Annotated in this window: 19 protein-coding genes; 6 read left to right on the top strand and 13 right to left on the bottom strand. The window is 68.2% G+C overall.

From position 1 onward, the window contains the following. Window positions 1-61 precede the first annotated feature (61 nt). The 4 genes from ACFYTS_RS05780 to ACFYTS_RS05765 all read right to left on the bottom strand — a co-directional run bounded on the left by ACFYTS_RS05780 (window position 62) and on the right by ACFYTS_RS05765 (window position 3678). Window positions 62-1354, bottom strand: a complete 1293-nt coding sequence (locus tag ACFYTS_RS05780) for an SLC13 family permease (protein WP_387301632.1) — start codon at window positions 1352-1354, stop codon at window positions 62-64. 19 nt (window positions 1355-1373) lie between these two features. Then, window positions 1374-1817, bottom strand: a complete 444-nt coding sequence (locus ACFYTS_RS05775) for a CBS domain-containing protein (RefSeq protein WP_357281612.1) — start codon at window positions 1815-1817, stop codon at window positions 1374-1376. A gap of 177 nt (window positions 1818-1994) precedes the next feature. Continuing rightward, the gene (locus ACFYTS_RS05770) at window positions 1995-2714 is read right to left on the bottom strand and encodes a metallophosphoesterase (RefSeq protein WP_387301630.1); all 720 of its coding nucleotides are present in this window, start codon (window positions 2712-2714) and stop codon (window positions 1995-1997) included. Between the two features lie 142 nt (window positions 2715-2856). Next, window positions 2857-3678, bottom strand: a complete 822-nt coding sequence (locus ACFYTS_RS05765) for an SDR family NAD(P)-dependent oxidoreductase (RefSeq protein WP_387301628.1) — start codon at window positions 3676-3678, stop codon at window positions 2857-2859. A gap of 515 nt (window positions 3679-4193) precedes the next feature. Here ACFYTS_RS05765 and ACFYTS_RS05760 point away from each other — a divergent pair. From ACFYTS_RS05760 to ACFYTS_RS05745, 4 genes are all read left to right on the top strand, one after another. Continuing rightward, on the top strand, window positions 4194-4508 hold the full coding sequence (locus ACFYTS_RS05760; RefSeq protein ID WP_387301626.1) for a WXG100 family type VII secretion target: 315 nt from the start codon (window positions 4194-4196) through the stop codon (window positions 4506-4508). A gap of 3 nt (window positions 4509-4511) precedes the next feature. Then, window positions 4512-8882, top strand: a complete 4371-nt coding sequence (locus ACFYTS_RS05755; protein ID WP_387301624.1) for a hypothetical protein — start codon at window positions 4512-4514, stop codon at window positions 8880-8882. A 32-nt stretch (window positions 8883-8914) separates the two neighbouring features. Further along, the gene (locus ACFYTS_RS05750; RefSeq protein WP_387301622.1) at window positions 8915-9385 is read left to right on the top strand and encodes a YbaB/EbfC family nucleoid-associated protein; all 471 of its coding nucleotides are present in this window, start codon (window positions 8915-8917) and stop codon (window positions 9383-9385) included. A 144-nt stretch (window positions 9386-9529) separates the two neighbouring features. Continuing rightward, complete coding sequence (locus ACFYTS_RS05745; protein ID WP_387301620.1) at window positions 9530-9736, top strand: hypothetical protein; 207 nt, start codon at window positions 9530-9532, stop codon at window positions 9734-9736. Window positions 9737-9740: 4 nt separating this feature from the next. Here ACFYTS_RS05745 and ACFYTS_RS05740 read toward each other — a convergent pair whose 3' ends face one another. Together ACFYTS_RS05740 and ACFYTS_RS05735 are read right to left on the bottom strand one after the other, a co-directional pair. Then, on the bottom strand, window positions 9741-11732 hold the full coding sequence (locus ACFYTS_RS05740) for a potassium transporter Kup (protein WP_387301618.1): 1992 nt from the start codon (window positions 11730-11732) through the stop codon (window positions 9741-9743). Window positions 11733-11795: 63 nt separating this feature from the next. Then, window positions 11796-12131 (bottom strand): MarR family transcriptional regulator, encoded by a 336-nt coding sequence (locus ACFYTS_RS05735; protein WP_387301616.1) that lies wholly within the window; start codon window positions 12129-12131, stop codon window positions 11796-11798. A 180-nt stretch (window positions 12132-12311) separates the two neighbouring features. Between ACFYTS_RS05735 and ACFYTS_RS05730 the strand changes: the two genes are divergently transcribed. Continuing rightward, window positions 12312-13841, top strand: coding sequence for a substrate-binding domain-containing protein (locus ACFYTS_RS05730; protein ID WP_387301614.1), 1530 nt, complete (start codon window positions 12312-12314; stop codon window positions 13839-13841). A gap of 66 nt (window positions 13842-13907) precedes the next feature. Here ACFYTS_RS05730 and ACFYTS_RS05725 read toward each other — a convergent pair whose 3' ends face one another. From ACFYTS_RS05725 to ACFYTS_RS05700, 6 genes are all read right to left on the bottom strand, one after another. Beyond that, the gene (locus ACFYTS_RS05725; protein WP_357279059.1) at window positions 13908-14834 is read right to left on the bottom strand and encodes a potassium-transporting ATPase subunit C; all 927 of its coding nucleotides are present in this window, start codon (window positions 14832-14834) and stop codon (window positions 13908-13910) included. Beyond that, window positions 14834-16984: a potassium-transporting ATPase subunit KdpB gene (kdpB, locus tag ACFYTS_RS05720; RefSeq protein ID WP_357279062.1), complete on the bottom strand. Its 2151-nt coding sequence runs from the start codon at window positions 16982-16984 to the stop codon at window positions 14834-14836. Before kdpB ends, ACFYTS_RS05725 begins: the two co-directional genes overlap by 1 nt. Beyond that, window positions 16981-18657 (bottom strand): potassium-transporting ATPase subunit KdpA, encoded by a 1677-nt coding sequence (kdpA, locus tag ACFYTS_RS05715; protein WP_387301611.1) that lies wholly within the window; start codon window positions 18655-18657, stop codon window positions 16981-16983. The genes kdpB and kdpA overlap by 4 nt, the downstream gene beginning before the upstream one ends. Then, complete coding sequence (kdpF, locus tag ACFYTS_RS05710) at window positions 18657-18728, bottom strand: K(+)-transporting ATPase subunit F (RefSeq protein ID WP_379102194.1); 72 nt, start codon at window positions 18726-18728, stop codon at window positions 18657-18659. The genes kdpA and kdpF overlap by 1 nt, the downstream gene beginning before the upstream one ends. 328 nt (window positions 18729-19056) lie before the next feature. After that, the gene (locus ACFYTS_RS05705; protein ID WP_387301609.1) at window positions 19057-20814 is read right to left on the bottom strand and encodes a protein kinase; all 1758 of its coding nucleotides are present in this window, start codon (window positions 20812-20814) and stop codon (window positions 19057-19059) included. Between the two features lie 102 nt (window positions 20815-20916). Then, window positions 20917-21570: a hypothetical protein gene (locus ACFYTS_RS05700; RefSeq protein WP_387301607.1), complete on the bottom strand. Its 654-nt coding sequence runs from the start codon at window positions 21568-21570 to the stop codon at window positions 20917-20919. A 266-nt stretch (window positions 21571-21836) separates the two neighbouring features. Here ACFYTS_RS05700 and ACFYTS_RS05695 point away from each other — a divergent pair, with 266 nt between their 5' ends. Continuing rightward, complete coding sequence (locus ACFYTS_RS05695) at window positions 21837-21989, top strand: hypothetical protein (RefSeq protein WP_357279072.1); 153 nt, start codon at window positions 21837-21839, stop codon at window positions 21987-21989. Window positions 21990-22229: 240 nt separating this feature from the next. Here ACFYTS_RS05695 and ACFYTS_RS05690 read toward each other — a convergent pair whose 3' ends face one another. Further along, window positions 22230-23516 carry a nitrate/sulfonate/bicarbonate ABC transporter ATP-binding protein gene (locus ACFYTS_RS05690; RefSeq protein WP_387301605.1) on the bottom strand — a complete coding sequence of 429 codons (1287 nt, stop codon included), beginning with the start codon at window positions 23514-23516 and terminating at the stop codon, window positions 22230-22232. Window positions 23517-23534: the final 18 nt, after the last annotated feature.

Below are 23534 nucleotides of genomic sequence, written 5' to 3'. Positions count from 1 at the left end.
GGGTCGTGAAAATCCCCAATCGCCACACAGAAGGTGTCCGGAATGTACCTCTTTGTACTGGTCAGGCGAATACGAAATAGCGCAGCCAGAGATAGGGAGCGGCCACCGCAATAGTGACAGCCGTCACCGGAATGCCCTTGCGGGTGAATTCCCAGAACGAGATCGGATGGTCCGAACGCCGCGCGATCCCGAGCATCACCACGTTCGCGCTGGCCCCGACTGCTGTGAGATTGCCGCCGAAATCCGCGCCCAGTGCCAGCGCCCACCACAGCGCGTCCGCCCGGCCGGGCTGGTCGACGTGCGCGGCCAGCTCCGCCACCAGTGGGCTCATGGTCGCCACGTACGGGATGTTGTCGATGACGCCCGACAGCACCGCCGAGACCACCAGTATCAGCATGGTTGCCACGAGCGCGTTTCCGCCGGTGAGTTCGGTCGCGAATTTCGCCGCCCGGCCGATCACACCGGTTTTCACCAACGCCCCGATCATCACGAACAGGCCGGCGAAGAACAGCAGGGTCTCCCATTCCACCGCGCCCAGGTAATCACGTTGTGGCAGACCGGAAATCAACACCAGCGCACCGGCCCCGAGTAATGCCACCAGCGACGGCTCGAGGTGGAAGATCGGGTGGCCGAAGAAACCCGCGAAAACCGCCGCCAGCACAATTCCGCACTTGATCAGCAGTTTCGGATCGCGAATGGCCTCACGCTCGTTCAACCCCATGATGTCGGCCGCCCGCTCGGGATCGACGTCGAACGCGCCCCGGAACAGCCGCGGCAGCAGCAGCGTGAACACCGCCAGCACGATCAGCACGATCGGGGTCAGATTCAGGAAGAAGTCGTTGAACGACAACCCCGCCCGGCTGCCGATGATGATGTTCGGCGGATCGCCGACCAGGGTCGCCGCGCCGCCGATATTGGAGGCCAGCACCTCGGCGATGAGGAACGGCGTCGGCGATACGTCCAGCCGCTCGCACACCAGCAGGGTGACCGGGGCGATCAGCAGCACGGTCGTGACATTGTCGAGAAACCCGGAGGCGGTCGCGGTGATCAGGACCAGCAGGATCATCACCCGCAGCGCGGATCCCTTGGCCCGCTTGGCCGCCCAGATCGCGACATATTCGAAGATGCCGGTGTGCCGCAGCACGCCGACGATGATCATCATCCCGAGCAGCAGGTAGATGACGTTCCAGTCGATGCCGGTCTCGTGCGAGTAGAAGACGTCGTCGGCGTCGAGGATGCCGACCGCCACCACCGCGCCGCCGCCGACCAGGGCCGCGGTCGTCTTGTGGACGCGTTCGGAGGCGATCAGTGCGTAGGCGATGGCGAAGACCGCGAGGGCGAAGGCGACGTTCACGGTCGCCGCCCCGGCGGGCTCAGTTCGCCAGCGCCACCTCGAGCAGCCGCGAGGAGGTGATCACGCCGAGCAGCCGCTCGCCCTCCTGCACCGCCACCAACGGCGATTTGTACTTCGCCATGAGCGCCGCGACTTCGACGATATTGTCGTCGGCCTTGGCGGCCGGGATCTTGGTGAGCCGTTCGGGGATCACGTCGCGGACCTTCTTGCCGCGCAACCGCTTCACCACCTGCCCACACATGGACTCGTTCAGCACACCCGCCAGTGACGGGTCGTCCTGGACGTACTTCGGCACGATGAACAACACGACCTGCGAGGCGGGCAGCACCGAATGCGGCGCGCCGCTGGCATCGGTCACCAGGATCCCCGGCAGCCGATGCTCGGCCAGCAGCCTCGCGGCGTCGATGGCATCGGAGTCCAAATCGATCACCGGGTAGTCCTCGGCCATCTGAGCGGCATGCATAACTGCAGGATACGACGGTTGGCCGGGCGTTCACGGCAGTGATATGCGTCAAGATCGAAAACGGACGCCGCATCGAAACTCCCAGGTCGGAACGTACAGCCCGAGGTTTCGGACCGGCCGACCAGACTTCCCGGCGCGCCACGAGTAGAGATTGCGTCAATGATAACGGGGAGCGGTTCAGGCGTCTTTCCGTGCGGTCAGTTCGTAGACCCGGTACGCGGCGCGGATCACCGGGTGGGAGACATTGCGGACTTCGATCCCGCCGGGGGTGCGGCCGAACTCGGTGCCGCCGTGGGCGTGTCCGTGGATCGCGAAGTGCGCGCCGCCTGCGTCCACCGCGTCGGCCAGCTCCGCGCAGCCGAGGCCCGGATAGATCTTCGGCGGTTCGCCGACCAGCGTGTCCACGACGGGCGAGAAATGCATGACGGCGATGCGCAGATCGCTGTCGAGGGTTTCGAGGGCGGCGCGCAGGCGGGCGGCGTCGGCGGGCCCGCGGCGGTAGCGGGCCCGGTGTTCGGCGCTGCCCTCGTCGGGGTTGCCCGGGTGGCCGGGGAATCCGCCGCTGCCGCCCATGACCCCCGCGATACCGAGCCGAATGCCGTTGACGGACAGGGTGATCGCGGCGCCGTCGAGGACATGGACGCCGATCTCGCCGAGCCGCATCGCGATCCGGAAGCCGAGGCGGCGGTCGTGATCGTGGTTGCCGAGCACCGCCACCACCGGCACCGGCAGGTCGGCGATCTCCGCGCACAGCACCTCGGTGTCCCGGAGGGTGCCGCCGTCGGTCAGATCACCGGCCAGCAACAACACGTCCGCGCGTTCACCCAATTCCAGGAGGGCGGGGCGGAAGCGACCGCGCAGGGTTTCGCACAGGTGCAGATCACCTACCGCCGCCACCCTGACACGGCGGGATCCGCGGTCGCCGCGGCCGGTTCGGCCGGCGCGTTCTGTCCGGTCAGCACGCCCCATACGGTCAGCCAGCCACACGAACGTCCGGCGTGTCAACGCTATTCGGCCGTGCTCCCCGGAGTTCGTTCCGTCAGTCGATGTCGGTGAGCCGGGCGGTGAACCGGGCCAGGCGGGCGCGGATGGACGGGTTGTCGACCAGGGCCGCGGGCGCCGCCGGTTCCAGGCGGACGTAGTGCGCGCCGGTGACGAGTTCGGTCGCCGGATCGCAGAGCCGGGCGACTTCCGCCGCGACTTCGGCGGCCGGGCGGCCGACGTGACCGTAGAACGGGAGCATCGCGGTCTCGATATTGCCGGGGTCCACGCTGATGAAGGTCACCGAACCGGAGTACACCTCGGCGAAGGTGCGGCTGAAGATGGTCAGGGCGAGCTTGGACTGGGCGTAGACCGGCAACGGCAGGTAGTAGCCCTTCTTCCGGTCCAGGTCGGACCAGCCGATCGCGCCCGCCTTGTGCATGCTCGAGGAGACGTTCACGACCCGGCCGCGGGCGGCGGCGAGGGCGGGCGCCAGCGCCTTGGTGAGCACGTAGGGCGCGAGATAGTTGACCTGGAAAGTGATCTCGTTGCCGTTCAGGGTCCGGGTGCGGCGTTCGGGTCCGCGGATCGCGGCATTGTTCACCAGCAGATCCAGTCCGGGCTGAGTGCGGACCAGCTCACCGGCGAGCGCGGCCACCTCGTCCAGGTGCGAGAAGTCAGCTGTCAGCAGGCGCAGCCGCAGCGGTTCGGCACCGCCTTTGACCAGCTGTTCCAGCGCGGCGTCGCCGCTGCCCTGATCGACGGCGTGCACGATCACGGTGGCGCCGCCGTCGACCAGGCGGCGGGCCAGCTCCAGCCCGAGGCCGCTGGTGGCCCCGGTGACGAGCGCGGTGCGAGAGGCAAACGGGGAGTGGGTCATCGACCATCCATTCGGAGAATGCGTGAGGGTGCGCGAAAGCCCGCCTCACGACAGGGATTCGGTGGGATCACCGAAGAGGGCGCGGCCGGACTCGACCGTCAGACCAGGCGGCGACCACGCGACGGCGGTTCGTCCTCGCCGCCGAAGCCGAAGCGCTCCAACGCGGTAGGCGCGGGCTCCGGGCACATGTCTGCCATGTCTCCATCAGAACCGGCGCTCGGCGTCCGGGACAAGATCTGGCGGCCACCTTGACGAAACATTACCGGGCCACCCCGTCGACCTCGCTGACGCGAATGCGTTACGACCGAGCCTATGAGGTCAGTTGACGCGGAACGGGAAACGCGGAACGCGCTCGGCCGGTATAGCGGAGTGAAATCCGGTTCTGCCGCTCCGATTTCGTCAAGAGATCACGCAAACACCGTCAGAAGCACGTTAATTCGCGAACTAACTCCTTCTCGGCGCGGATCCCACCTGCGAATCTCGGAATCCGTTCGAGGAGTGGAAGGGGTGCGCGGGTGGCGGCGAAAGTCGGTGTGACGCCGGAACAGTTGCGCGGCGCTGCCGGGAAGATGGCGGACCTGCGGGATCGGGTGGACGGGATCCGCGCCACCCTGGAGAAGTCGCTGGCGGCCAGAGGATCCGCGTGGGGCGGCGACGGTTACGGCAGTACGTTCGCGGGCGGTGAGCAGGGGTATCTCGCCGCGCACGAGAACCTCGCCGAAGGCATCGCCAATACCGCCGACACCCTGGACTCCTACGCCGACGGCCAGAACAAGGCCGCGGATCTGCTGGCGCACACCGACAAACGCAACGGGAACGGCTTCCGGTAGCCCGTGTCCATCGATATTCCCGGCGAGCTGGAATGGCTCGGCTGGGTCGCCGGATCGGATTGGCCCGACGGCGACGAAGACGAAATGTGGGGCATCGGCGGAGACTGGCGCACCGCCGCCACCGAGCTGCGCAAACTCCTCCCCGACCTGCGGGCCGCCAAGACGGCGACCATCGACGCCTACCCGTGGGGCGACGGCCTCGAAGCCATGACCAAGGCGCTCGACGCCCTCGACCACGGCCCCGAGTCCCTCGAACACCTCGCCGAGATCCTCCACGCCGTAGCCGAATCCGCCGACGGCCTGGGCACCGAGATCGAGTACACCAAGATCCTGATCATCTCGTCGCTGGCCATGCTGGCCGTGGAGATCGCCGCCGCCTGGCTGTTCCCACCCACCGCTCCCCTGTCGGAGGCGCTCGCGATCGGGGCCACCCGCGTGGCGGTCCGGCTGCTCGGCGAGCGCGCGGTGAGCGCGATCGCCCGCTTCGCCGCCAAGACCGGCCTCGCGGCCCTGACCAGATTCACCGCCAAGCACGTGGTCTTCAGCACCGTCCTCGGCGCCGGACAGGACCTGGCGATCCAGGCCTACCAGGTCGGCGCGGGTCACCGCGACGGCATCGACTGGGAACGCGTCGGCACCACCGCCTACACCGCCGCCGCGGCGGGCGCGGTCGGCGGCCCGGCCGGCTCACTGCTCGGCAAGGCGGCCGGAAGGATCCACCTCCCCGGCGGCCGCTTCGGTAACGCCGTCAAGGGCGCGGCGGTCGGCGCCGGCGCCGGCATCGCGGGCGGCCTCGGCGCCTGGGGCATAGGCGGTTTCGCCAACGGCTGGACCTGGGACCCGCGCATCCTGACCAGCGCCGGCGCCTACGGCGTCACGGTCGGCGGCAGCAAGGGCTTCCGCCACGCCCCCACCACGGGAAGCGCCGGAGCCGACCCCTTCAACGCGGCAGACCCCGCGATGCCCACCGGCGAACACCCATCCGCGCCCGGCCGCGCCGGTGACGGGAGCACACCACCCCCGCCAGCCCACGGCGAGAACGGAACCGGACCCCACTCCGCCGCCGATCCCGTGCGAACCGGTGCGGCCCCGACCGCCGACCCCACGAACAACGGTCACGCGGCACCTCGCAGCGGCGACCCCACGAGCACCGGTGGTTCCGGTGCGGCTCACGGCGGCGACCCCGCGAACACCAGAACCGGTGCATCCGAGGGTGGCGACCACACGAACCCCGGTGCCGTCCCCCCTCGGACCGGTGATCCATCGCCGGGCGAAGCCGGTCAGCACGGGACGACAGGGCAGGGCGGAGAGTCCGATCCGGTCCAATCCTCACCACGGTCGTCCCATGAGGGCGGAGCGCCGGACGGCAGCTCGCCGCACCCGCAGAGCGCGACGAGTACGCCGGAGACCAAGGTCGCGGGCTCCGAAGGTGGCGGCGCGGAACAGAACGATCACGGCGCGAGTCAGGTGGAACCAAGCGCGGCGACGACGACCCGGGGAACCGGGCCGGAAGGGCACCCCGCCGGGGAGGCTCCGGCAGCCGGCACCTCGGGCACCTCGGCGCCCGAGGGCCGGAACGGCGCCCCAGAAGCTCCCGGCAACGGCCCGGAAACTCGGAACAGCAGCACCGAGAGTCGGGACAGCGGCCCGGCTGTTCGGAACGACGGCCCTGTGGCTCCAGGCAGCGGACCGGAGGGCCGGGGACCGGGCGCAGAGGGACGCGCGGCGGGGACGGCGAGCCCGGCCGGGGGAACCGAAGGCCGCCAGCCTGTTCCCGAAGGCCGTGGTGGAGAGAACCGCACTACCGGGGCAACCGGCGAGTCCCGAATCACGGAATCACCTTCCAAGTCAGGCGAATCGAACAGTCACCGGGCTGGGACGGGCGAGAGCCGTCGGCCCGAGGGCGAATCGCGTGCGGGTGCGGCCGAATCCCGCCCCGCCGGTCACACAGGCGACTCGAAGGTCAGCGGCGGGAGGCGGGAGGCCGCGCCCGCTGCCGCACAACCGGAACCCCGTGCTGCACAACCCGAGCCACGCGCCGCGCAACCCGAGTCCCACACCGCCCGACCAGAGTCCCGGACAACGCAACCCGAGTCCCGGACGGCGCACCCTGAGTCCCGCACCGTGCAGCCGGAATCGCCTGCGGCACAGCCGAAGCAAGAGGGTGCCGCTGAGGCGGGGGCCGGTAGCTCGGGCAGGCACGGCTCACCGGCTCCGGTGCACGCACCGGACCCCCTCACCCCGGTGCGCGATTCGCTGCGCCCGCTCGGCGTCGACCCGGACGGGATGAGCCCGCGTGAATTGGAGCGGGCCTCCGCCGACGCCATCATGCGCCGCCTGAGCGAACTCACCTCCGCCTCCGACGATCTCGCCAACCAGGGTCTGGACCCGGCCGAGTATTTCGCCCGCCGCGATGCCATTCAGCAGCGGATCTCCGAAACCATGGCGCTGCGTGGCGAAATGCGTTCGCTGTTCGAGCGGCACCGCGCGGGCACGACACCACCAACGCCTGCCGCGGCGGCTCCCGCGCACCCACCGGCCGCACAGACTGGCTCGCACTCACCCTCCACGCCGAAGACCGAGCCCGCCGGACCGAAGCCCGGGCCCGCCGAGCCGAAAGCCGGATCCGAATCGGTGGCCGAGCCGCAGGCCGAGGGCCAGGCCACGCCCGGCGAGGAACCCACAGCTGAAGCGGAATCGAAGCCCGAAGGGCACCGGACCGAGGGCGGGGACGGGCTCGACTCGGCGCGGGAGAAGTTGCGGCGGCTCGGGGTTGATCCGGACGGAATGAGTCCCGAACAGCTGCGGCAGGCCGCGGAGGAGGCGTTCGCGCGGAAAGCCGATGAGTTCGCGGACCGGACGGCGGCACTCGAAGGAGCGGGGCTGCGGCCCGGCGAATTCCGGGTGCAGCGGATGGAGTTGCAGAAGCAGATCGACGAATTCCTCGGTGTGCGGCGGGACTTGCGGGACGACCTGGCGCATGCCGGGAACGGCGAACGCCAGGAGCCGAAGACCGCCGAGCAGCCGACGAGTCCGGAGCAACCGTCCAAGACAGGCCAGCAGACGAACACGGAGCAACCGGAAGGCACGCAGAAGCCCGCGGGCACACAGGAACCGGAGACCCCGCGCCCGGAGGAGGGCGAACCGGAGGCCGAGGCCGGCGCGGCTTCGGATGATCGCCCGAACACGGAGTCACCCGAGCAGCCGGAGACCAGCCGCGGTGAGCAGTCGCCGGAGGCGCCCGCGCCGAAGGCGGAGTTCCCCGACACGGCGTCGAAGATTCCCTACACACCAAGGTATTTCACCCTGCCACCGATCCCCCAGTTCGACGCGGCGGACCCTCCCCCCGATTCCGTGTGGGAGCCCGAGCCCACGCCCGAACCCCAGCCTCAGCCCCAGCCGGAACCGGAGCCGACCCCCGCGCCCCACCCGCCTACACCCGATCCGACGCCTACACCGGCACCGGACCCGACGCCCCCTACCCCTACCCATACCCCGGAACCACCTACCCCAACGCCAACACCCGAACCACCGACGCCTACGCCGACGCCGGAACCGCCCACACCGACTCCGACACCCGAACCGCCCACACCAACACCCGAACCACCCACACCCGAGCCGACGACTGAGCCGACTCGGTCGGCACCCACGCCCGATCCTTCGGCGTCTGTTCCGACCAGGTCCAGTGGAAGCGGCGAAGACGGTTCGGGTGCGGGTGATCTCGCGATCCGCGAGGGCGGGGTCGGCGTGCATGCCATGTCGGCCGATTTCGCCGCGCGCGACGACGATGGTGCGCGGAGTCCGGGAGCCGGGCCGGTTCAGGGTGGGCCTGGTCAGGGTGGCCCGGTTATGGGCGGGTCGATTCCAGGTGGAATGCCTTTCGCGGCAGGCGGATCACGCGCGGCAGGACGGAGTTCCGCATTGTGGCCGCGGGCCGCGGCGCACGGTGGCGCCGGTGCTGACGCGGGCGGTGGCCGGTTGCTGGTGCGGTCGCTGGCCGGGTTCGGGTCGTTCGCGGAGCTGGATCCACGGACCGGCGAATTGCGGCCGGTGAGTGGCATGCCGTCCGAGTCGGCGGGTCTGGGTGGGGTTTTCGGCCACCTGGACGCGGTGACCGCCGTGTTCTACCGCGACCAGGCCGGATTGGCGCTGCGACTCGACGGCGCGGTCGTGTATCTGGACGATCCCGGGGTGTGGGTCGAGTGGGGCCCGGTGGACGGCGGATGTGCCCGGCTGGCCGTGTATCGGGGCCCTCGGTTGTGGTGTGACCTGACGTATCGGAATGCCTTGTCGGCCGGCGATATCGGATGTTTCGTACGCGATGTGGTGGCCGACCCGATGCGGAGGGCGCGTCTGTTCGGTGGTTCGGCGTGATGAGCACGCCGGATCGAGTGAAGGGAGAGTGGATGTCGAACGAACACGTCAAAGCCGAGATGGTGCAGATGCTCGACGAAATGCGCGGGCAGATGCGGGAAGTCGCGCGGATTCAGCGGGCACGGGCGGAGATCACCGGCAGGGCGACCGTGCGCAAACGGGTGACCGTGACGACCGATGCGAACGGCGTCGTCGCCGAGGTCCGATTCGGTTCGGGGATAGCGGATCTGAGCTATCCGGAAATCGCGGACGCGATCGTGCGGGCGTCCGAGGCCGCAGCAGCGGATGCCGCCCGTCAAGTCCGGGAACTCATGGCCCCGCTGCAGCAGCGACGCACCGGCATGCCCTCGCTGAGCGACCTTGTCGAGGGCGCACCCGACATCCGCCCCATGCTGCCGCCCCTGAGTGGGGAACTACCACCACACCAGGATTCACGGCAGCCGAGCGCCGAGGACACCCGCGACCGCGATCCGGGCGCCATGTTCCGCGAATCGGGTTGGTAGCCGCCGCCCGGCGGCACGACATCGTCAAGGAATCGAAAATCCGGAATGCGCGGCGGTTATGGATGTGTAAAAGCCGCCGGGTAGGAAAGTTCGCGGCGGTTGAATCGAGGTTCGAGTCAAGAACCAGCAGGAGAGGCCCCCATCATGGGCATCATCGACACGGATGTCTGCCTGTCGTCCTTCCAGGTGTTCTGGTCGTCTTCGGACGCCACTTTCATCGCCCTGTCCAACCGATATCCCGGTCTCGTCGCCCGCAACGAGTTCTCCTCGCTGGCCGCCGTCGACGAGTTGATCGATCTGATCGAACGAGAACGGCGGCACCGGCATTCGGCCGGGCGACCCGCGGCCTGAACCGCTACACCTCGATGTGCGAGCCCATGGTGACCGTGCGGTCGCGGGGCAGCGCGAAGTACTCGGCGGCGTCGGCGGTGATGTGGGACGTGGCGATGAACAGGCGTTTGCGCCACAACGCCATGGTGGGTGCGTCACCGCGCCGCAGCTCGATCTTGGACAGGAAGTAGGACGCCTGGTCCAGGTCGAGCGCGCCCTCGGTGTCGGACGGGTCCAGCAGGCCGATCGCGGCGGGGACGTCGGGTGCGTCCATGTACCCGTAGGTAGCGGTCACGTGCACGATGCCGTCGTCGGCGTAGCCGAGGTGGTCCAGTGAGATCCGTTGCGACGCCGGGATTCGCGGGACGGGTTCGGTGCGGATGGTCATGATGACCACCTGCCGATGGCGCACGTGGTTGTGCTCGACATTGGCGCGCAGGGCCAGCGGGGCCGTCTCCTTGCCGCGGTTGAGGAAGACCGCGGTGCCGGGGACGGTGAGCACCTCGGCCCCGCCGGTGCGCAGCCGATCCACGAACTCGCGCAGCGACCCTTCCCGCCGTTCCCGCTCCGCGGTGACGAGCTCGCGGCCGCGCTGCCAGGTGGTCATGATGGTGAACGCGATGACGGCGATCAGCAGCGGCAGCCACGCGCCGTGCACCAGCTTGGTCAGGTTCGCGGCGAAGAACAGCAGATCGACGGTGAGCAGCGGGATCGCGCCGAGCGCGATCAGCCACAGCGGTGTCCCCCATTTCGCCCGCGCCACATAGAAGAACAGCAGTGTGGTGATGGTGATGGTGCCGGTGACGGCGGTGCCGAAGGCGTAGGCCAGCGCCGCGGACGTGCGGAAAGCGAACACCAGGGTCAGCACCGACACCAGCAGCAGCCAGTTGATCCACGGCACGTAGATCTGCCCGAAGGTGGATTCGGAGGTGTGCGCGACCCGCAGCCGGGGCAGGTAACCGAGCTGCGCGGCCTGCGCGGCCACCGAGAACGCCCCGGTGATGACCGCCTGGGAGGCGATGACGGTGGCCGCGGTGGCCAGCAGCACCAGGGGCAGTCGCCCCCAGCCGGGCGCGAGCAGGAAGAAGGGCGCGCTCAGGTTGGCGGGATCGTCGAGGATGAGTGCGCCCTGTCCCATGTAACTCAGGACGCAGGCGGGGAAGACGAGGAACAGCCAGGCGCGCGTGATCGCACTACGCCCGAAATGACCCATATCCGCGTAGAGCGCCTCGGCGCCGGTGACCGCCAGCACGACCGCCGCCAGCGCGAAGAACGCGATACCGAAATGCCCGAACAGGAATCCGAGCGCACAGGTCGGGGACAGCGCCTTCAGGATCTCCGGATGCTTGGTGATGCCCGAGACGCCGCACACGCCGATCACCAGGAACCAGGCGATCATGATCGGCCCGAACACCCGCCCGACCGCGGCCGTGCCGCGCCGCTGCACCAGGAACAGCACCAGGATGATCACCGCGGTGATCGGCACGATGAAGTCGTCCATCCCGGAGGAGACGGTCTTCATGCCCTCGACCGCCGACAGCACCGACATCGCGGGCGTGATCATGCTGTCGCCCAGGAACAGTGACGCGCCGAAGAGTCCGAGCGCCGTCAGCATCATGGCGGTGCGCCGGCCGCCGGGCATGGTCCAGCGGCGCAGCAGGGTGATGAGCGCCATGATGCCGCCCTCGCCGTCATTGTCGGCGCGCATGGCCAGCAGCACGTAGGTGACGGTCACGATGATCATGACCGACCAGAACACCAGCGACACGATGCCGAAGATATTGTCGCGGCTGACCGGAACCGGGTGCGGGTCATCGGGATTGAACACGGTCTGGAGGGTGTAGATCGGGCTGGTGCCGATATCGCCGAACACCACCCCCAGCGCGCCCACCGTGAGGGCGAGGCGCGATCCGGTGTGCCCACCGGTCGCCGCCGCGGATACGTTGTCCTGCGGGGTGCTCGGGGAAACCGTCACGCCATCCTCCTCCGCGCGGATTTCGGCCGGAGTTCCGCGCATCGCACCGGAGGTTACTGGCCGGTCGCAAGCTTTTCCCGGGGGCGTGCCGGTCGGTCGGTCGGCTTAAAGGTCACGGGCGGAATTCGGCTGCCGGTAGAGCGCTTCCCACACGGTGAAGCTGGATAGCAATTCGACGATGCGCCAGCCGCTCCCGGTCAATCGGACGGGTCCGGTCGACTCCAGCGGCTCGTCCCAGCTGCCGACCACCTCCGCGGTGACCACGCCGTACGCGGCCAGTAGCCGCACTACCCGCGACACCTCCGGTCGGCGCATGCCGAGCGCCGCGCGTAGTTCTCGCACCGTGCACGGCTCGTGCGCCAACCGGTCGAGTACCTCCACCACGCCACGGTGATTCACCAACTCACGCAATGCGGACAATTCATCCGCCGGATTGTTCATCGCACCGACGCCTCGCCTTTCGACAGCGGAATACTGCTGTCCTCGACGCTAGGCCGACCGCCCGATCCGGAAGCCCGATCTTGACGTCCCCTGTTCACCGCTCCCCGCCTTCCTTACCTGATCCATACGGCCTTAGGCTCGGGCGGCAAGGCTGGAGGACAACAGAATTCGGGGTTTTCGGTGAACGGTTTTCCCCTCGAGATCGTGCTGGCGGTCATCGGTATAGCGGTGCCGATCATGGCATTCGTCTGGGAATTCGTGCTGGTGGGGCGGAAACGGCTCGGGTATCGGGTGCAGATGGACACGCCGGTCACGGGTGAGATCGAATCGGTCTTTCCGGGCGTGCTACCGCAGTTGCGGCCCGAGGGTGACGGGGCCGCACCCGATCTGCAGGACCTCTCGGTGGTGCTGGTCCGGATCGAGAACAGCGGGCTCACCGACGTCGACAGCACCGACTACGCCTCGCCCGACAGTGATCGGGTAGGGATGCATATCCACTTCCCGCACCGGCGGGTCATCGGTATGGCGGTCACCGAATTGTCCGATGACGCAATGGGTGACAGCCTGAAGCCGGGAACGGGGATCGGGGGCCGTGAGGACGCGCAGCATCGGGTCGGGATCATCGATCTGCCCAAGGTGCCGATGGATCGAGGCGATCACTACAAGATCCTGGCCATCCTGCAACGGACGGCCGGGGCCGGGGACTATCCGCCGCCGGTGGTGCGGGCCAAACTCAAGGGCGGGCGAGTGTCGGAGACCCGCAGCCGCATCGGCGCCTCACCGAAATTGCTGGCGCTCATCGGGTTCCTGGTCGCGGTCATCGCCGTGCAATTCGTCGTCGGACTGGATGACTCGGGAAGGAAGGACGCGGCGGATTGCGTGTCCGGCAAGCTCACGCTGGTCGGGTCCACGGCCTTCGAGCCCACCATCCGCGAAGCCGCGGCGGCATACACGAAGAACTGTTCCGCGCTGGCCTTCGACTTCGAATTCGACAGCAGTGACCGGGGTTTGAGCCGGGTGGACGAGCAGGGCAAGAACGAGCCGGGGCTGCTCGCGATCACCGACGGCCCGAAGGGCGTCGGCTACCCGACGCTGCTCCCCCGCCCGCTCGCGCTGTCGCTGTTCACGATGATCGTCGATCCCGCGGTGGGAGTTCACGACCTGACCACCCAGCAGATCCGCGATATCTACGCGGGCCGGATCGACAACTGGCAGCTGCTCGGCGGCCCCGATCTGCCGGTGCGCGTGGTGAATCGGATGCTCGGCTCCGGCTCCCGGGAGGCGTTCCGCCGGCATGTGGTCGGTGACGACCAGCCGCCCGCGCCGGCCGCCACCAGCTGCCGCACCATCGCCGCCACCAAGCCTCCTGGTCCCGCGTTCTGCGAGGTCCCGGTGACCAATGACATGCTGAGAACGGTAGCCGACCTGCCGGGCTCCATCGGCTACAGCGAATTCTCCGACGCCGCGAAGGCCACCGGCGTCAAGCCGGTGACCGTCGATGGTCACACGCCCACCCGGGAACAGGTGCTCGCCCACGCCTATCCGTTCTGGAGCGTCGAATACGCCTACAGCAACGGTGAACTCCCCGCTGACTCACCGGCCGCGACGTTCCTGCGTTTCCTCACCGGTGGGACCGGCAAGGACGTGCTGCGGTCGCGGGGCAATACCCCGTGCGGTGAACTGCCGAACCCGACCACCTGTTCGCCGTAACGGTGAAAGACCAAGGGGCCCGGTCGCCTTCGTGAGCGAGGCGACCGGACCCCAGGTATCGGCTGATCAGCCCTTGAACGGGTACTTGCTGTCCAAGTCGTAGTTCAGCTCGACGACATTGACCGTGGGCTCCCCCAGGAAGCCAAGGGTCCGGCCGCTCTTGTGGGCATCCACGACGGCCTTGATCTGGTCGGCGGACACGTTGCGCGCCTTCGCGACCCTCGCCACCTGGATGGCCGCGTACTCCGGGGAGATCTGCGGATCCAGGCCGGAGGCCGAGGCGGTCACCGCGTCGGTCGGCACCGGGGTGTCGGAGGACGCGTCACCGCGGATCGGGACGATCTGCCCGGCGGAGTAGTCCTCGCCGCGCTTGGCGCACTCCACCTTCACGCCCTCGTACGCCTCCTGGAACGGGGTGGTCTCGTGCTTCGGATCGGCCGAGCACGCCTCGTTGACGCTGATCACCCGGGTCGGGTGGGTGACCAGGCCGTGCGCGTCACGCTCGCCCATGACCGCCAGCACCGCGCCGAGGCCGCCGGAGGTGCAGTACGGACGGCTGCCGTCCACGCCCTCCAGTGTGCCGACCGCCGCGCTGCGCGCGCAGACCGTGCTCAGCAGGCTGAGCTTGTCCTTGCTCGGATCCTCCGCGTCCAGGGTGTCCACGGTGGACTCCGGGCCCATATTGCCGAAAGCGGAGTTCAGCGCGTTGTAGCCGTCGGTGCTCTCCTCGGACCACGCCGCATTGGACGGCCGCGTCTGGAAGTACTGCACCAGCGCATTGCCCTTGGCGTCGGTGAAGGCCTGGCCGATCAGGCTGGACCCGACGACCTTGCCGTCCCGCTCGAGCAGCGAGCCGTTCGCCTTGTCCTTCAGGCCCGGCAGCTGCGAGACGCCGAGAACGACGGCGGGATAGATGATTCCGGTGATCACGGTGAGCACCAGCAGCGCTCGCAGCGCCGCGATGTGCTGCCTGATCCAGGCTGACATACGCATTAGGACATCCCCGGGAAGAATTGAATGACAAGGTCGATGAGCTTGATCCCGATGAACGGCGCGATGATGCCACCGAGTCCGTAGATGTAGAGGTTGCGGCTCAACAGTTTCGACGCGCTGGACGGCCGGTAGTTCACGCCGCGCAGCGACAGCGGGATCAGCGCCACGATGACCACGGCGTTGAAGATCACCGCCGACAGGATCGCCGACTGCGGCGAATGCAGCCGCATCACGTTCAGCAAATCCAGACCCGGGAAGATCGACACGAACAACGCCGGAATGATCGCGAAGTACTTGGCGATGTCGTTGGCGATCGAGAACGTGGTCAACGCGCCCCGCGTGATCAGCAACTGCTTGCCGATCTCGACGATCTCGATCAGCTTGGTCGGGTCGGAATCCAGGTCCACCATATTGCCCGCCTCTTTCGCGGCGGACGTTCCGGTGTTCATGGCGACACCCACGTCGGCCTGCGCGAGCGCGGGCGCGTCATTGGTGCCGTCACCGGTCATGGCGACCATGCGGCCGCCGGCCTGCTCCTTCTTGATGAGCGCGAGCTTGTCCTCCGGAGTGGCCTCCGCGAGGAAGTCGTCCACGCCCGCCTCGTCGGCGATGGCCTTGGCGGTCAACGGATTGTCGCCGGTGATCATGACCGTGCGGATGCCCATGCGGCGCATCTCGTCGAAGCGCTCCCGCATACCCTGCTTCACCACATCCTTGAGATGGATGACGCCGAGCAGCTTGGCGGTGTCCCGCTTGATCTCCGCGACCACCAGCGGGGTGCCGCCCGAGGCCGAGATGCCGTCGACGGTCTCGCCGACCTGGCTCGGGATCTCGCCGCCGTGGGCGCGCACCCATTCGGTGACCGCGCTGGCCGCGCCCTTGCGCAATCGGTGTCCGTCGGACAGGTCCACACCCGACATGCGGGTCTGGGCGGTGAACTCCACCCAGGTCGCGCCGGTGAGCTCACCGGGGGTGCGCTCGCGCTTGTTGTACGCCACCTTGGCGTACACGACGATCGAGCGGCCCTCGGGGGTCTCGTCCGCGAGGCTGGAAAGCTGTGCGGCGTCGGCCAATTCGTCGGCGGTCACGCCCGGCATCGGCACGAAGTCCGAGGCCTGGCGGTTGCCCAGGGTGATGGTGCCGGTCTTGTCCAGCAGCAGGGTGTTCACATCGCCCGCGGCCTCCACGGCACGACCGGACATGGCCAGCACATTGCGCTGCACCAGGCGGTCCATGCCCGCGATGCCGATGGCCGACAGCAGCGCGCCGATGGTCGTCGGAATCAGGCAGACGAGCAGCGAGACCAGCACGATGCCGGTGACGCCATTGCCGTCCAGCGCCAGATTGTCCAGCACGCCGGGGTTGTTGGCCTTGGAGAAGATGGCGGGCGGCTGCAGCGTCGCCACCGCGAACACGAAGATGATCGTCAACGCGGCCAGCAGGATGTTGAGCGCGATCTCGTTCGGCGTCTTCTGCCGCGACGCGCCCTCGACGAGCGCGATCATCTTGTCGATGAACGAGCCGCCCGGCTCCTGGGTGATCTGGACGACGATTCGGTCCGACAGCACCGTGGTGCCGCCGGTCACCGCCGACCGGTCACCGCCGGATTCGCGGATGACGGGAGCGGATTCACCGGTGATGGCCGACTCGTCCACGGAGGCAATGCCTTCCACGACGTCACCGTCACCGGGGATGACCTGGCCCGCCTCGACGACCACGTAGTCGCCGCGCTGCAGCTCCGGAGCGGCTACCCGCTCCTCGACGACGCGCGCTCCCGGCGACCAGTTCGCCAGACGACGAGCGACCGTGTCGGTCTTGGCCTTTCGCAGCGTGTCGGCTTGCGCCTTGCCGCGGCCCTCGGCCACCGCCTCGGCCAGGTTGGCGAAAATCACCGTCAGCCACAGCCAGACGACGATCGCCCAGGCGAAGAACGTCGGGTTCGCGATGGCCAGGACGGTGGTCCAGACCGCGCCGATCTCGACGATCAACATCACCGGATTGCGCCACATGATGCGCGGATCCAGCTTCTTCAACGCGTCCGGCAGCGACTTGATCAGCATCTTCGGGTCGAACAATCCCGCTGACACACCGCGTTTCGGGTTGCTGTGCGCCGTCTGCACGGGCACGGAATCGATGGTGGGAGTGCTCATGAGTGGATTCCTTCAGCGAGCGGGCCGAGCGCCAGCATCGGCAGGAAGGTGAGCGCGACCAGAATGAGGGTGACGCCCGCGACCATGCCGACGAACTGCGGCCGATGCGTCGGCAGCGTGCCCTCGGAGGCCGGGGTGTGACCCTGCGCCGCCAGCGAGCCGGCCAGCGCCAGCACGAAGATCATGGGGATGAAGCGGCCGAACACCATGGCCAGGCCCAGCGCGGTGTTCCACCACACGGTATTGCCGGACAGACCGGCGAAGGCCGAACCATTGTTGTTGGCCGCGGAAGTGAAGGCGTACAGCACTTCCGACAGCCCGTGCGGACCCGAGTTCGCCATGCTCGCGCGTTCCCCCGGCAGGGCCATCGCGACAGCGGTTCCGGTCAGCACGATCAGCGGCGTCACCAGGAAGTAGGCGGCGGCGAGCTTGATCTCCTTCGGAGTGATCTTCTTGCCCAGGTACTCCGGCGTGCGGCCGACCATCAGGCCCGCCACAAACACGGTGATGACCGCGAGGATCAGCATCCCGTACAGACCCGATCCGGTACCGCCGGGCACGACCTCACCGAGCTGCATGTTGAACATGGTCATCATGCCGCCGAGGCTGGTGTACGAGTCGTGCGCCGAGTCCACCGCACCGGTCGAGGTGAGCGTCGTCGCGGTGGCGAAGGTCGCCGAATTCGAGACGCCGAAGCGGGATTCCACGCCTTCCATCGACGCGCCGATGGCACTGGGAACGGTGCCGTGGTGCTGCAGCTGGAAGAGGTTCATCACGGTGACGCTGAGGATCGCCAGGGTCGCCATGACGGCGGCGATGGCCGCGCCCTGCTTCGGCGAGCCGACCATGCGCCCGAAGGTGCGCGGCAGCGAGAAGCTGATCACCAGCAGCATGAAGATCTCGACCCAGTTGGTCCACGCGGTCGGATTCTCGAACGGGTGCGCGGAGTTCGCGTTGAAGAATCCGCCGCCGTTGGTACCGAGCAGCTTGATCGCCTCCTGGCCGGCAACGGGTCCACCCGGCAGGGTTTGTGAACCGGTGTTGCCCACCGTCTGCGCGATCTGGTCGTACACGTGCAGGTTCTGGATCACCCCGCCCGCGACCAGCACGATGGCGAAGAACACGGCCAGCGGCAACAGAATTCGGGTGGTTCCCCTCACCAGATCCACCCAGAAGTTGCCGAGCTCGCCGGTCCGGTGCCGGGCGAAACCGCGCACCAGCGCGACCGCCACGGCCATACCGACCGCCGCCGACACGAAGTTCTGCACGGACAGGCCGACGGCCTGAACGACATGACCCATCGTCGATTCACCGGCATAGTTCTGCCAGTTCGTGTTCGTGACGAAGCTGATGGCGGTGTTCCACGCCAGATCCGGGGTCATCTTCGTGCCCGGATCATTCAGGTGCAATGGCAGTTTGCCCTGGATCAGCTGCAGGAAGAACAGAAACAGCACGCTGATCGCCGAGAACGCCAGCGCGCTGCGCGCGTAGACGGCCCAGGTCATCTCGACCCCCGGCTGCACGCCGATCAGTCGATAGATCCCCTTCTCGGCCTTGCTGTGCTTCTCGCTGCTGTAGACCCGGTACATGTAATCGCCCAGCGGCACATGCACCGCGACCAGCGCGATGATCAGGGATACCGCGAACAGGATCCCCGCAGTCGTCGTGCTCACTAGAACCTCTCCGGATACAGCAGCGCCACCACCAGATAGACGGCGATCCCCACGGCCAGAATCAGACCCACAACGTTCTGGATCACAGCCGCTCCACCCCGCGTTGGATCAAGCCGAACAGCGCGAACAACGCCACCGTCAGCACCGTGAACACCACGACGGACATCTCTGTTGACCTCTCTCTGAACGGCGCGTCCCGAGACGCGCCGGAGTGAGTCAAGCGCCCGTCCGCCCCGATTCCGAGGGCCTTTACGCCTTCTTAGCGGACGGCCCGGTCGCCTTGACGCTCCACTTACAGCGTCGCTCCGGGTGCCGTACGGATGTCGTCCACATACCGGCCAGTTCCATCAAAGAACTGTCAGGACCTGTTCCCTCAGGCCGCCGGGCAGCGCCGATGACCTAGCGCCCGAACACCTTGAGAATGGTTCCATCCAGGCTCGCGGAGACGTAGCCACCGTCGCCGTACTCGGTGGAAAGGTAGACGCGAAGGACCTGCCGACCGTCGCTGAAAGTCCCGTCGGCGTCGACGATGATGTAGCGAGTCGTCGGGTTGGGGACCTTCAGTCTCTGGCCGGCTTCGGCCAGGAGGCCGGGGAGGATGTCCCAGTTGATGGAGCTCAGGTCGATCGTCTGTTCGGTGAGTTGGCCCCCCACCCCGTCACGCTTGGCGGCGCCGTCGCGGTAGCTGAAGTTGTCGTAGTGATTGGGCTGGTTCACGACGGGGGCACCGGAGGACACGTGTTCGGGATAGATGGTGGTTTCGGTGAATTGCTTTCCGCCACTCACCTTCTCCAGTGCCGCGATGGCCTTTCGGACCCCGTCCGGAGTCAGCAGATCGACGGCGGGGGCGCCCTTGGCGGTGGTGGGCGCGATGATCGTGGGCAGCGCGGCCCCGCTGCTCAGGATGATGTCCGTGGGGTCGGCTTGGCCGGTCGGCAGGCTCGACCCGCCCTGGCTGTCGGGCGAGGGCCACAGGGCGATGGCGGCGGCCACGGCGACCGCCAGGCCCACGGCGACACCGGCGAAGATCCACGGACGCGCATTGCGTTGCGGCGCAGCGGGTGTGAGGTTCGGCGGCATCGGCACGAACGCCTGCGGAGCGGTGAAGCCGCCCGGGTGCGGGATGGTCGTCGCGAATCCCGGAGAGGTCGTCGGGAACGGCTGCGAGTGGGCCGCCGTCGCGAACGGCTGAGGCTGGGCCACCGTCGCGTACCCCTGGGGCTGCGGGGTCGACGGAAATGCCTGGAACGCCTGGGGTTGCGGCGTCAGGTCCTGGGGGGAGGTGACCACGCCGTGCGAGCCCGAGAACTGTTGGTGCGCAAGCTGTTCCGGGGCGGTGTCGCCGGTGGCGATCACCTGGGAGAGCATGCGGTCGATCTGGTCGGCGGGCGGGCGGTGGCCCGGATTGGGGACCAGGAGGGCCTGCAGGACCGGGGTCAGCGGTCCGGCCTGACGCGGGGGCGGGACCGAGCCCATGAGGACGGCGGCGAGGGTCGCGACGTCGGTGTCGCGGCGCATGGGCTGGTAGCCCTCGACCGCGGCGAACATAACCAGGCCGAGGGACCAGAGGTCGGAGGCGGGGTTGCCCTCGTGGCCCTGAAGGCGTTCGGGGGCGACATAGGGCAGGGAGCCGACGACGCTGCCGGTGGAGGTGAGCCCCGTCAGGTCGTTGACGGCGGCGATTCCGAAATCGGTGAGGACGGGCGAACCGTCGGTGCGCAGCAGCACGTTCGGCGGTTTCACGTCGCGGTGCAGGACGCCGACAGCGTGGGCGGCGCGCAGGCCCGCGAGGATGCCGCGCCCGACCAGGGCGGCGTGCGCGGGCGTCATGGGCCCGTCGTCGAGCCGGTCCGCGAGCGAGCCGCCCGCGACCAGTTCCATGACGATCCACGGATGCTGCTCGGCGGGCGTGTCCACGATGTGGTGGATGGCCACCACATTGGGGTGGGTGATGCGGGCCAGGGCGCGGGCTTCGCGCAGTACGCGTTCGCGTTGGACCTCGGCGGCGGTGGCCTCGCCCTCGGCCTTCACTTCCTTCAGCGCCACCTCGCGGTGCAGGGCCACGTCGTACGCGCGCCACACCGTGCCCATGCCACCGCTGCCGAGTGGTTCGATCAACTCGAAACGCCCGTCGACCATTGACCGCCCGGAATTCACGGACGTCAGCTTAGGGTTCCCCCACTGCCTACGCGAGATCTGGTACCGGTTGGTCTTTTCCGGCCCGCCCGGATCCCGCCGGCACCGCGGCCGGTGGCTCTCTCAGCCGCCCTGCAAAGCGTTGCCGATCCCGGTGGCCGCGCCGAGCTCGTAACCGACGGCCGCGCTGATGGCGCCGACGGAGACACCGGCCACGATCGCACTGAGCACCGCACCGATCACGGCGCCGATGCCGGCCCCCGCGAGGGCGCCACCCCCGATCCCGATGGGCGCACCCACTCCCAGGGTCGGAATACCCATGGCGAGACCACCCGCGACCCCGCCGATGGCGGCACCGGCCGCGGCCCCGATGAGCGCTCCCGGCACCGCCCCGATCACCGCGCCCGATACCGTCCCCACGACCGCGCCGATGATGAGACCGGCGGCGCCACTGTTCACGTTCAGGTTGGTGGCGTTGTCCGAGTAGCCGGCGGCGACGGGGACCGGGTGCGGTCCATCGCCGACTGCGGCCTGAGCGGCGGCCGCGGCGTTCTTCGCCTGATCGAGGACGGCGGCGGGAATCGCCGGCACGCCGGGCTGCGCCAGACCGTTCTGAACCTGCTCGAAAAGCACCGGGGCCGGGTCGCCGGGTTGCGCCGCTGCCTCGGCGGTGGCGATGGAGCAGGTCACGGCGACGGCCAGTGGTATCGCGCCGACGATCGGCAACAGGGCGCGTCGCGACGCGCTGGTCCGGGATCCTCCATACCGACGAGTCATTCGACAACCCTCTCGCTGGATTCGACTTGGAAATACTCCCCTGGCTACCGGTGATGGGCATGTGCGTCACGAACGATAGCTGATAAGTAGCTATTTCCGGCTCAAGGGCGTGGCCTGTCTCCGATCCCGCGCGAGAATCCTGTCAACAACACCGGACACGGCCGTAAAGAAACCGTCAGGAACGGCTACGTGACCAGCATCGGAGGTATGAAGTGGGGAGCCCGGCCGCGGCCGAGGCGATACCCGCGCATACACAAGGAGAAACCGTGCCGCACGTCGCCGTCACCTTGATGGTGATCTTCGGGTTCATCGGCTGCGCGCTCATACTGCGCGTGATGGCCAACGCCGAAGCCCGCCGCGAACCCGTCCGCATGGCACCGCAGGGCATCCGCGCACCTCGCGCGATGATGGACGAGTGAAGCGCGGTGTGACTTCAACGCCAACAACTGTGTTGGAGAATCGAATCCCGGACTGAATCGCCCCGGTGAGTCCGGAGATATCAGCCAGACCAGGAAATGGGTCTTGCGACCCTCGCCAGGGCGATGGTGACCCGCGCCCGCCTCGGCCCGGGACAGTCATGACGACCATCCCGGTGGCCCGCTTGCGGGCCATGCGCGAGGGCGAGCGCCGTGCCCGGGTTCGCCGCGACGGCGGACGCCTCAGGCCTCGTCCGGATACCGGGTGAGCAGCCGCTCGGTGGCGTCGTACTCGTAGAGTTCGGCATAGCGTCCCCAGTCGATGGCGATCCGCAGTTGTCGCCGCGCTGCGTGCTCGGCGAAGCCCCGCCGCAACAGGTCGAGGAAGAAGCCGTCACGCAGCCGCTGGTTGCGTGCACTGGCCAGCGCGTGGTCGATCGCCGCGACCAGCGGCGCCTTGGCCCGCGCCTGCCGCGCGAAAATGGCCTTGGCACTGTCGATATCGGCCTCGGTGAACAGGGTGCCGTCGAGGGTGAGCTCGATATCCCCGTCGGCGGTGGTGGCCAACCCCAGCATGGTGGCGGCGTCGACCAGCGGCATCAGATCGTCGACCTCGAAGCGCAACCCGCCCGCCAGATCCGGCAGGTCGGCCTGCCCGCCGCGGGCGGCAACAAAATCCAGCATGCCGGCGATTCCGTCCACCCCGGCATCGGGCAGCGGCCGGGTGGTGGGGGTGGGGGTGATGCTCGGCCAGCTGCCATCGAAGGTGGCGTCGGTGAGCATCCGATAGGCCTGGTCCACCAGCGCCTGGAACCCCGCGCCGCGCGGGTCTCGCGGCTGCGGGAGACGCACCTGGATCTCACCCTTGATTCGCCCGGGATTGTTGTCCAGCACCAGGATTCGATCGGCCAGCTGCACGGCCTCCTCGATATTGTGGGTGACCATCAGCATGGTCTTGGTCGGGAAGGCAGTCTCCGCCCGCAGTCGCATGAGCTCGCCGCGCAGGTTCTCGGCGGTCAAGACGTCCAGCGCCGAGAACGGCTCGTCCATGAGCAATACCTCCGGCTGCACCACCAGGGCGCGGGCGAATCCCACTCGCTGGCGCATGCCGCCGGAAAGCTCCTTGGGATAGGCGTTCTCGAAACCGTCCAGGCCGATCATGTCGATGGCGTCGGTGACCCGCTCGCCGCGCTCCCCGGCCGAAATCCCTCGGGCGCGAAGGCCGAGTTCGACGTTCTGCCGCACGGTCAGCCACGGCAGCAACGCGAAGGTCTGGAACACCATGGCGGTATCAGCATTCGGCTCGGTGATCTCGGCCTGCCGGATGCGTGCGGACCCCGCGGAGGGGGGCGTCAGGCCCGCGATGATCCGCAGCAGCGTGGACTTGCCGGATCCGGATTTGCCCAGCAGTGCGACGATTTCGCCCTCGCACAGCTCGAGGCAGACATCCGAGAGCACAGGCAGCTGCTCGCCGGAGGGGTTGGTGAAGTTCTTGGTGACACGATCGACGGTGATGATGGGGGCGGACACGATGGGTCCTCCTTTCGA

This window comes from Nocardia sp. NPDC004151 (assembly GCF_042874235.1).
Classification (GTDB): Bacteria; Actinomycetota; Actinomycetes; order Mycobacteriales; family Mycobacteriaceae; genus Nocardia.
The sequence above is the reverse complement of the archived record's forward strand: the minus strand, read 5'-3'. Positions and strand labels throughout refer to the sequence as shown.

Coding starts and splice junctions, on each gene's coding strand:
- ACFYTS_RS05740 (WP_387301618.1), bottom strand. CDS start 11,732: ATGCGCGGAACTCCGGCCGAAATCCGCGCGGAGGAGGATGGCGTGACG.
- ACFYTS_RS05750 (WP_387301622.1), top strand. CDS start 8,915: ATGTCGAACGAACACGTCAAAGCCGAGATGGTGCAGATGCTCGACGAA.
- ACFYTS_RS05725 (WP_357279059.1), bottom strand. CDS start 14,834: ATGCGTATGTCAGCCTGGATCAGGCAGCACATCGCGGCGCTGCGAGCG.
- ACFYTS_RS05700 (WP_387301607.1), bottom strand. CDS start 21,570: ATGACTCGTCGGTATGGAGGATCCCGGACCAGCGCGTCGCGACGCGCC.
- ACFYTS_RS05765 (WP_387301628.1), bottom strand. CDS start 3,678: ATGACCCACTCCCCGTTTGCCTCTCGCACCGCGCTCGTCACCGGGGCC.
- ACFYTS_RS05735 (WP_387301616.1), bottom strand. CDS start 12,131: ATGAACAATCCGGCGGATGAATTGTCCGCATTGCGTGAGTTGGTGAAT.
- kdpB (WP_357279062.1), bottom strand. CDS start 16,984: ATGAGCACTCCCACCATCGATTCCGTGCCCGTGCAGACGGCGCACAGC.
- ACFYTS_RS05775 (WP_357281612.1), bottom strand. CDS start 1,817: ATGCATGCCGCTCAGATGGCCGAGGACTACCCGGTGATCGATTTGGAC.
- ACFYTS_RS05745 (WP_387301620.1), top strand. CDS start 9,530: ATGGGCATCATCGACACGGATGTCTGCCTGTCGTCCTTCCAGGTGTTC.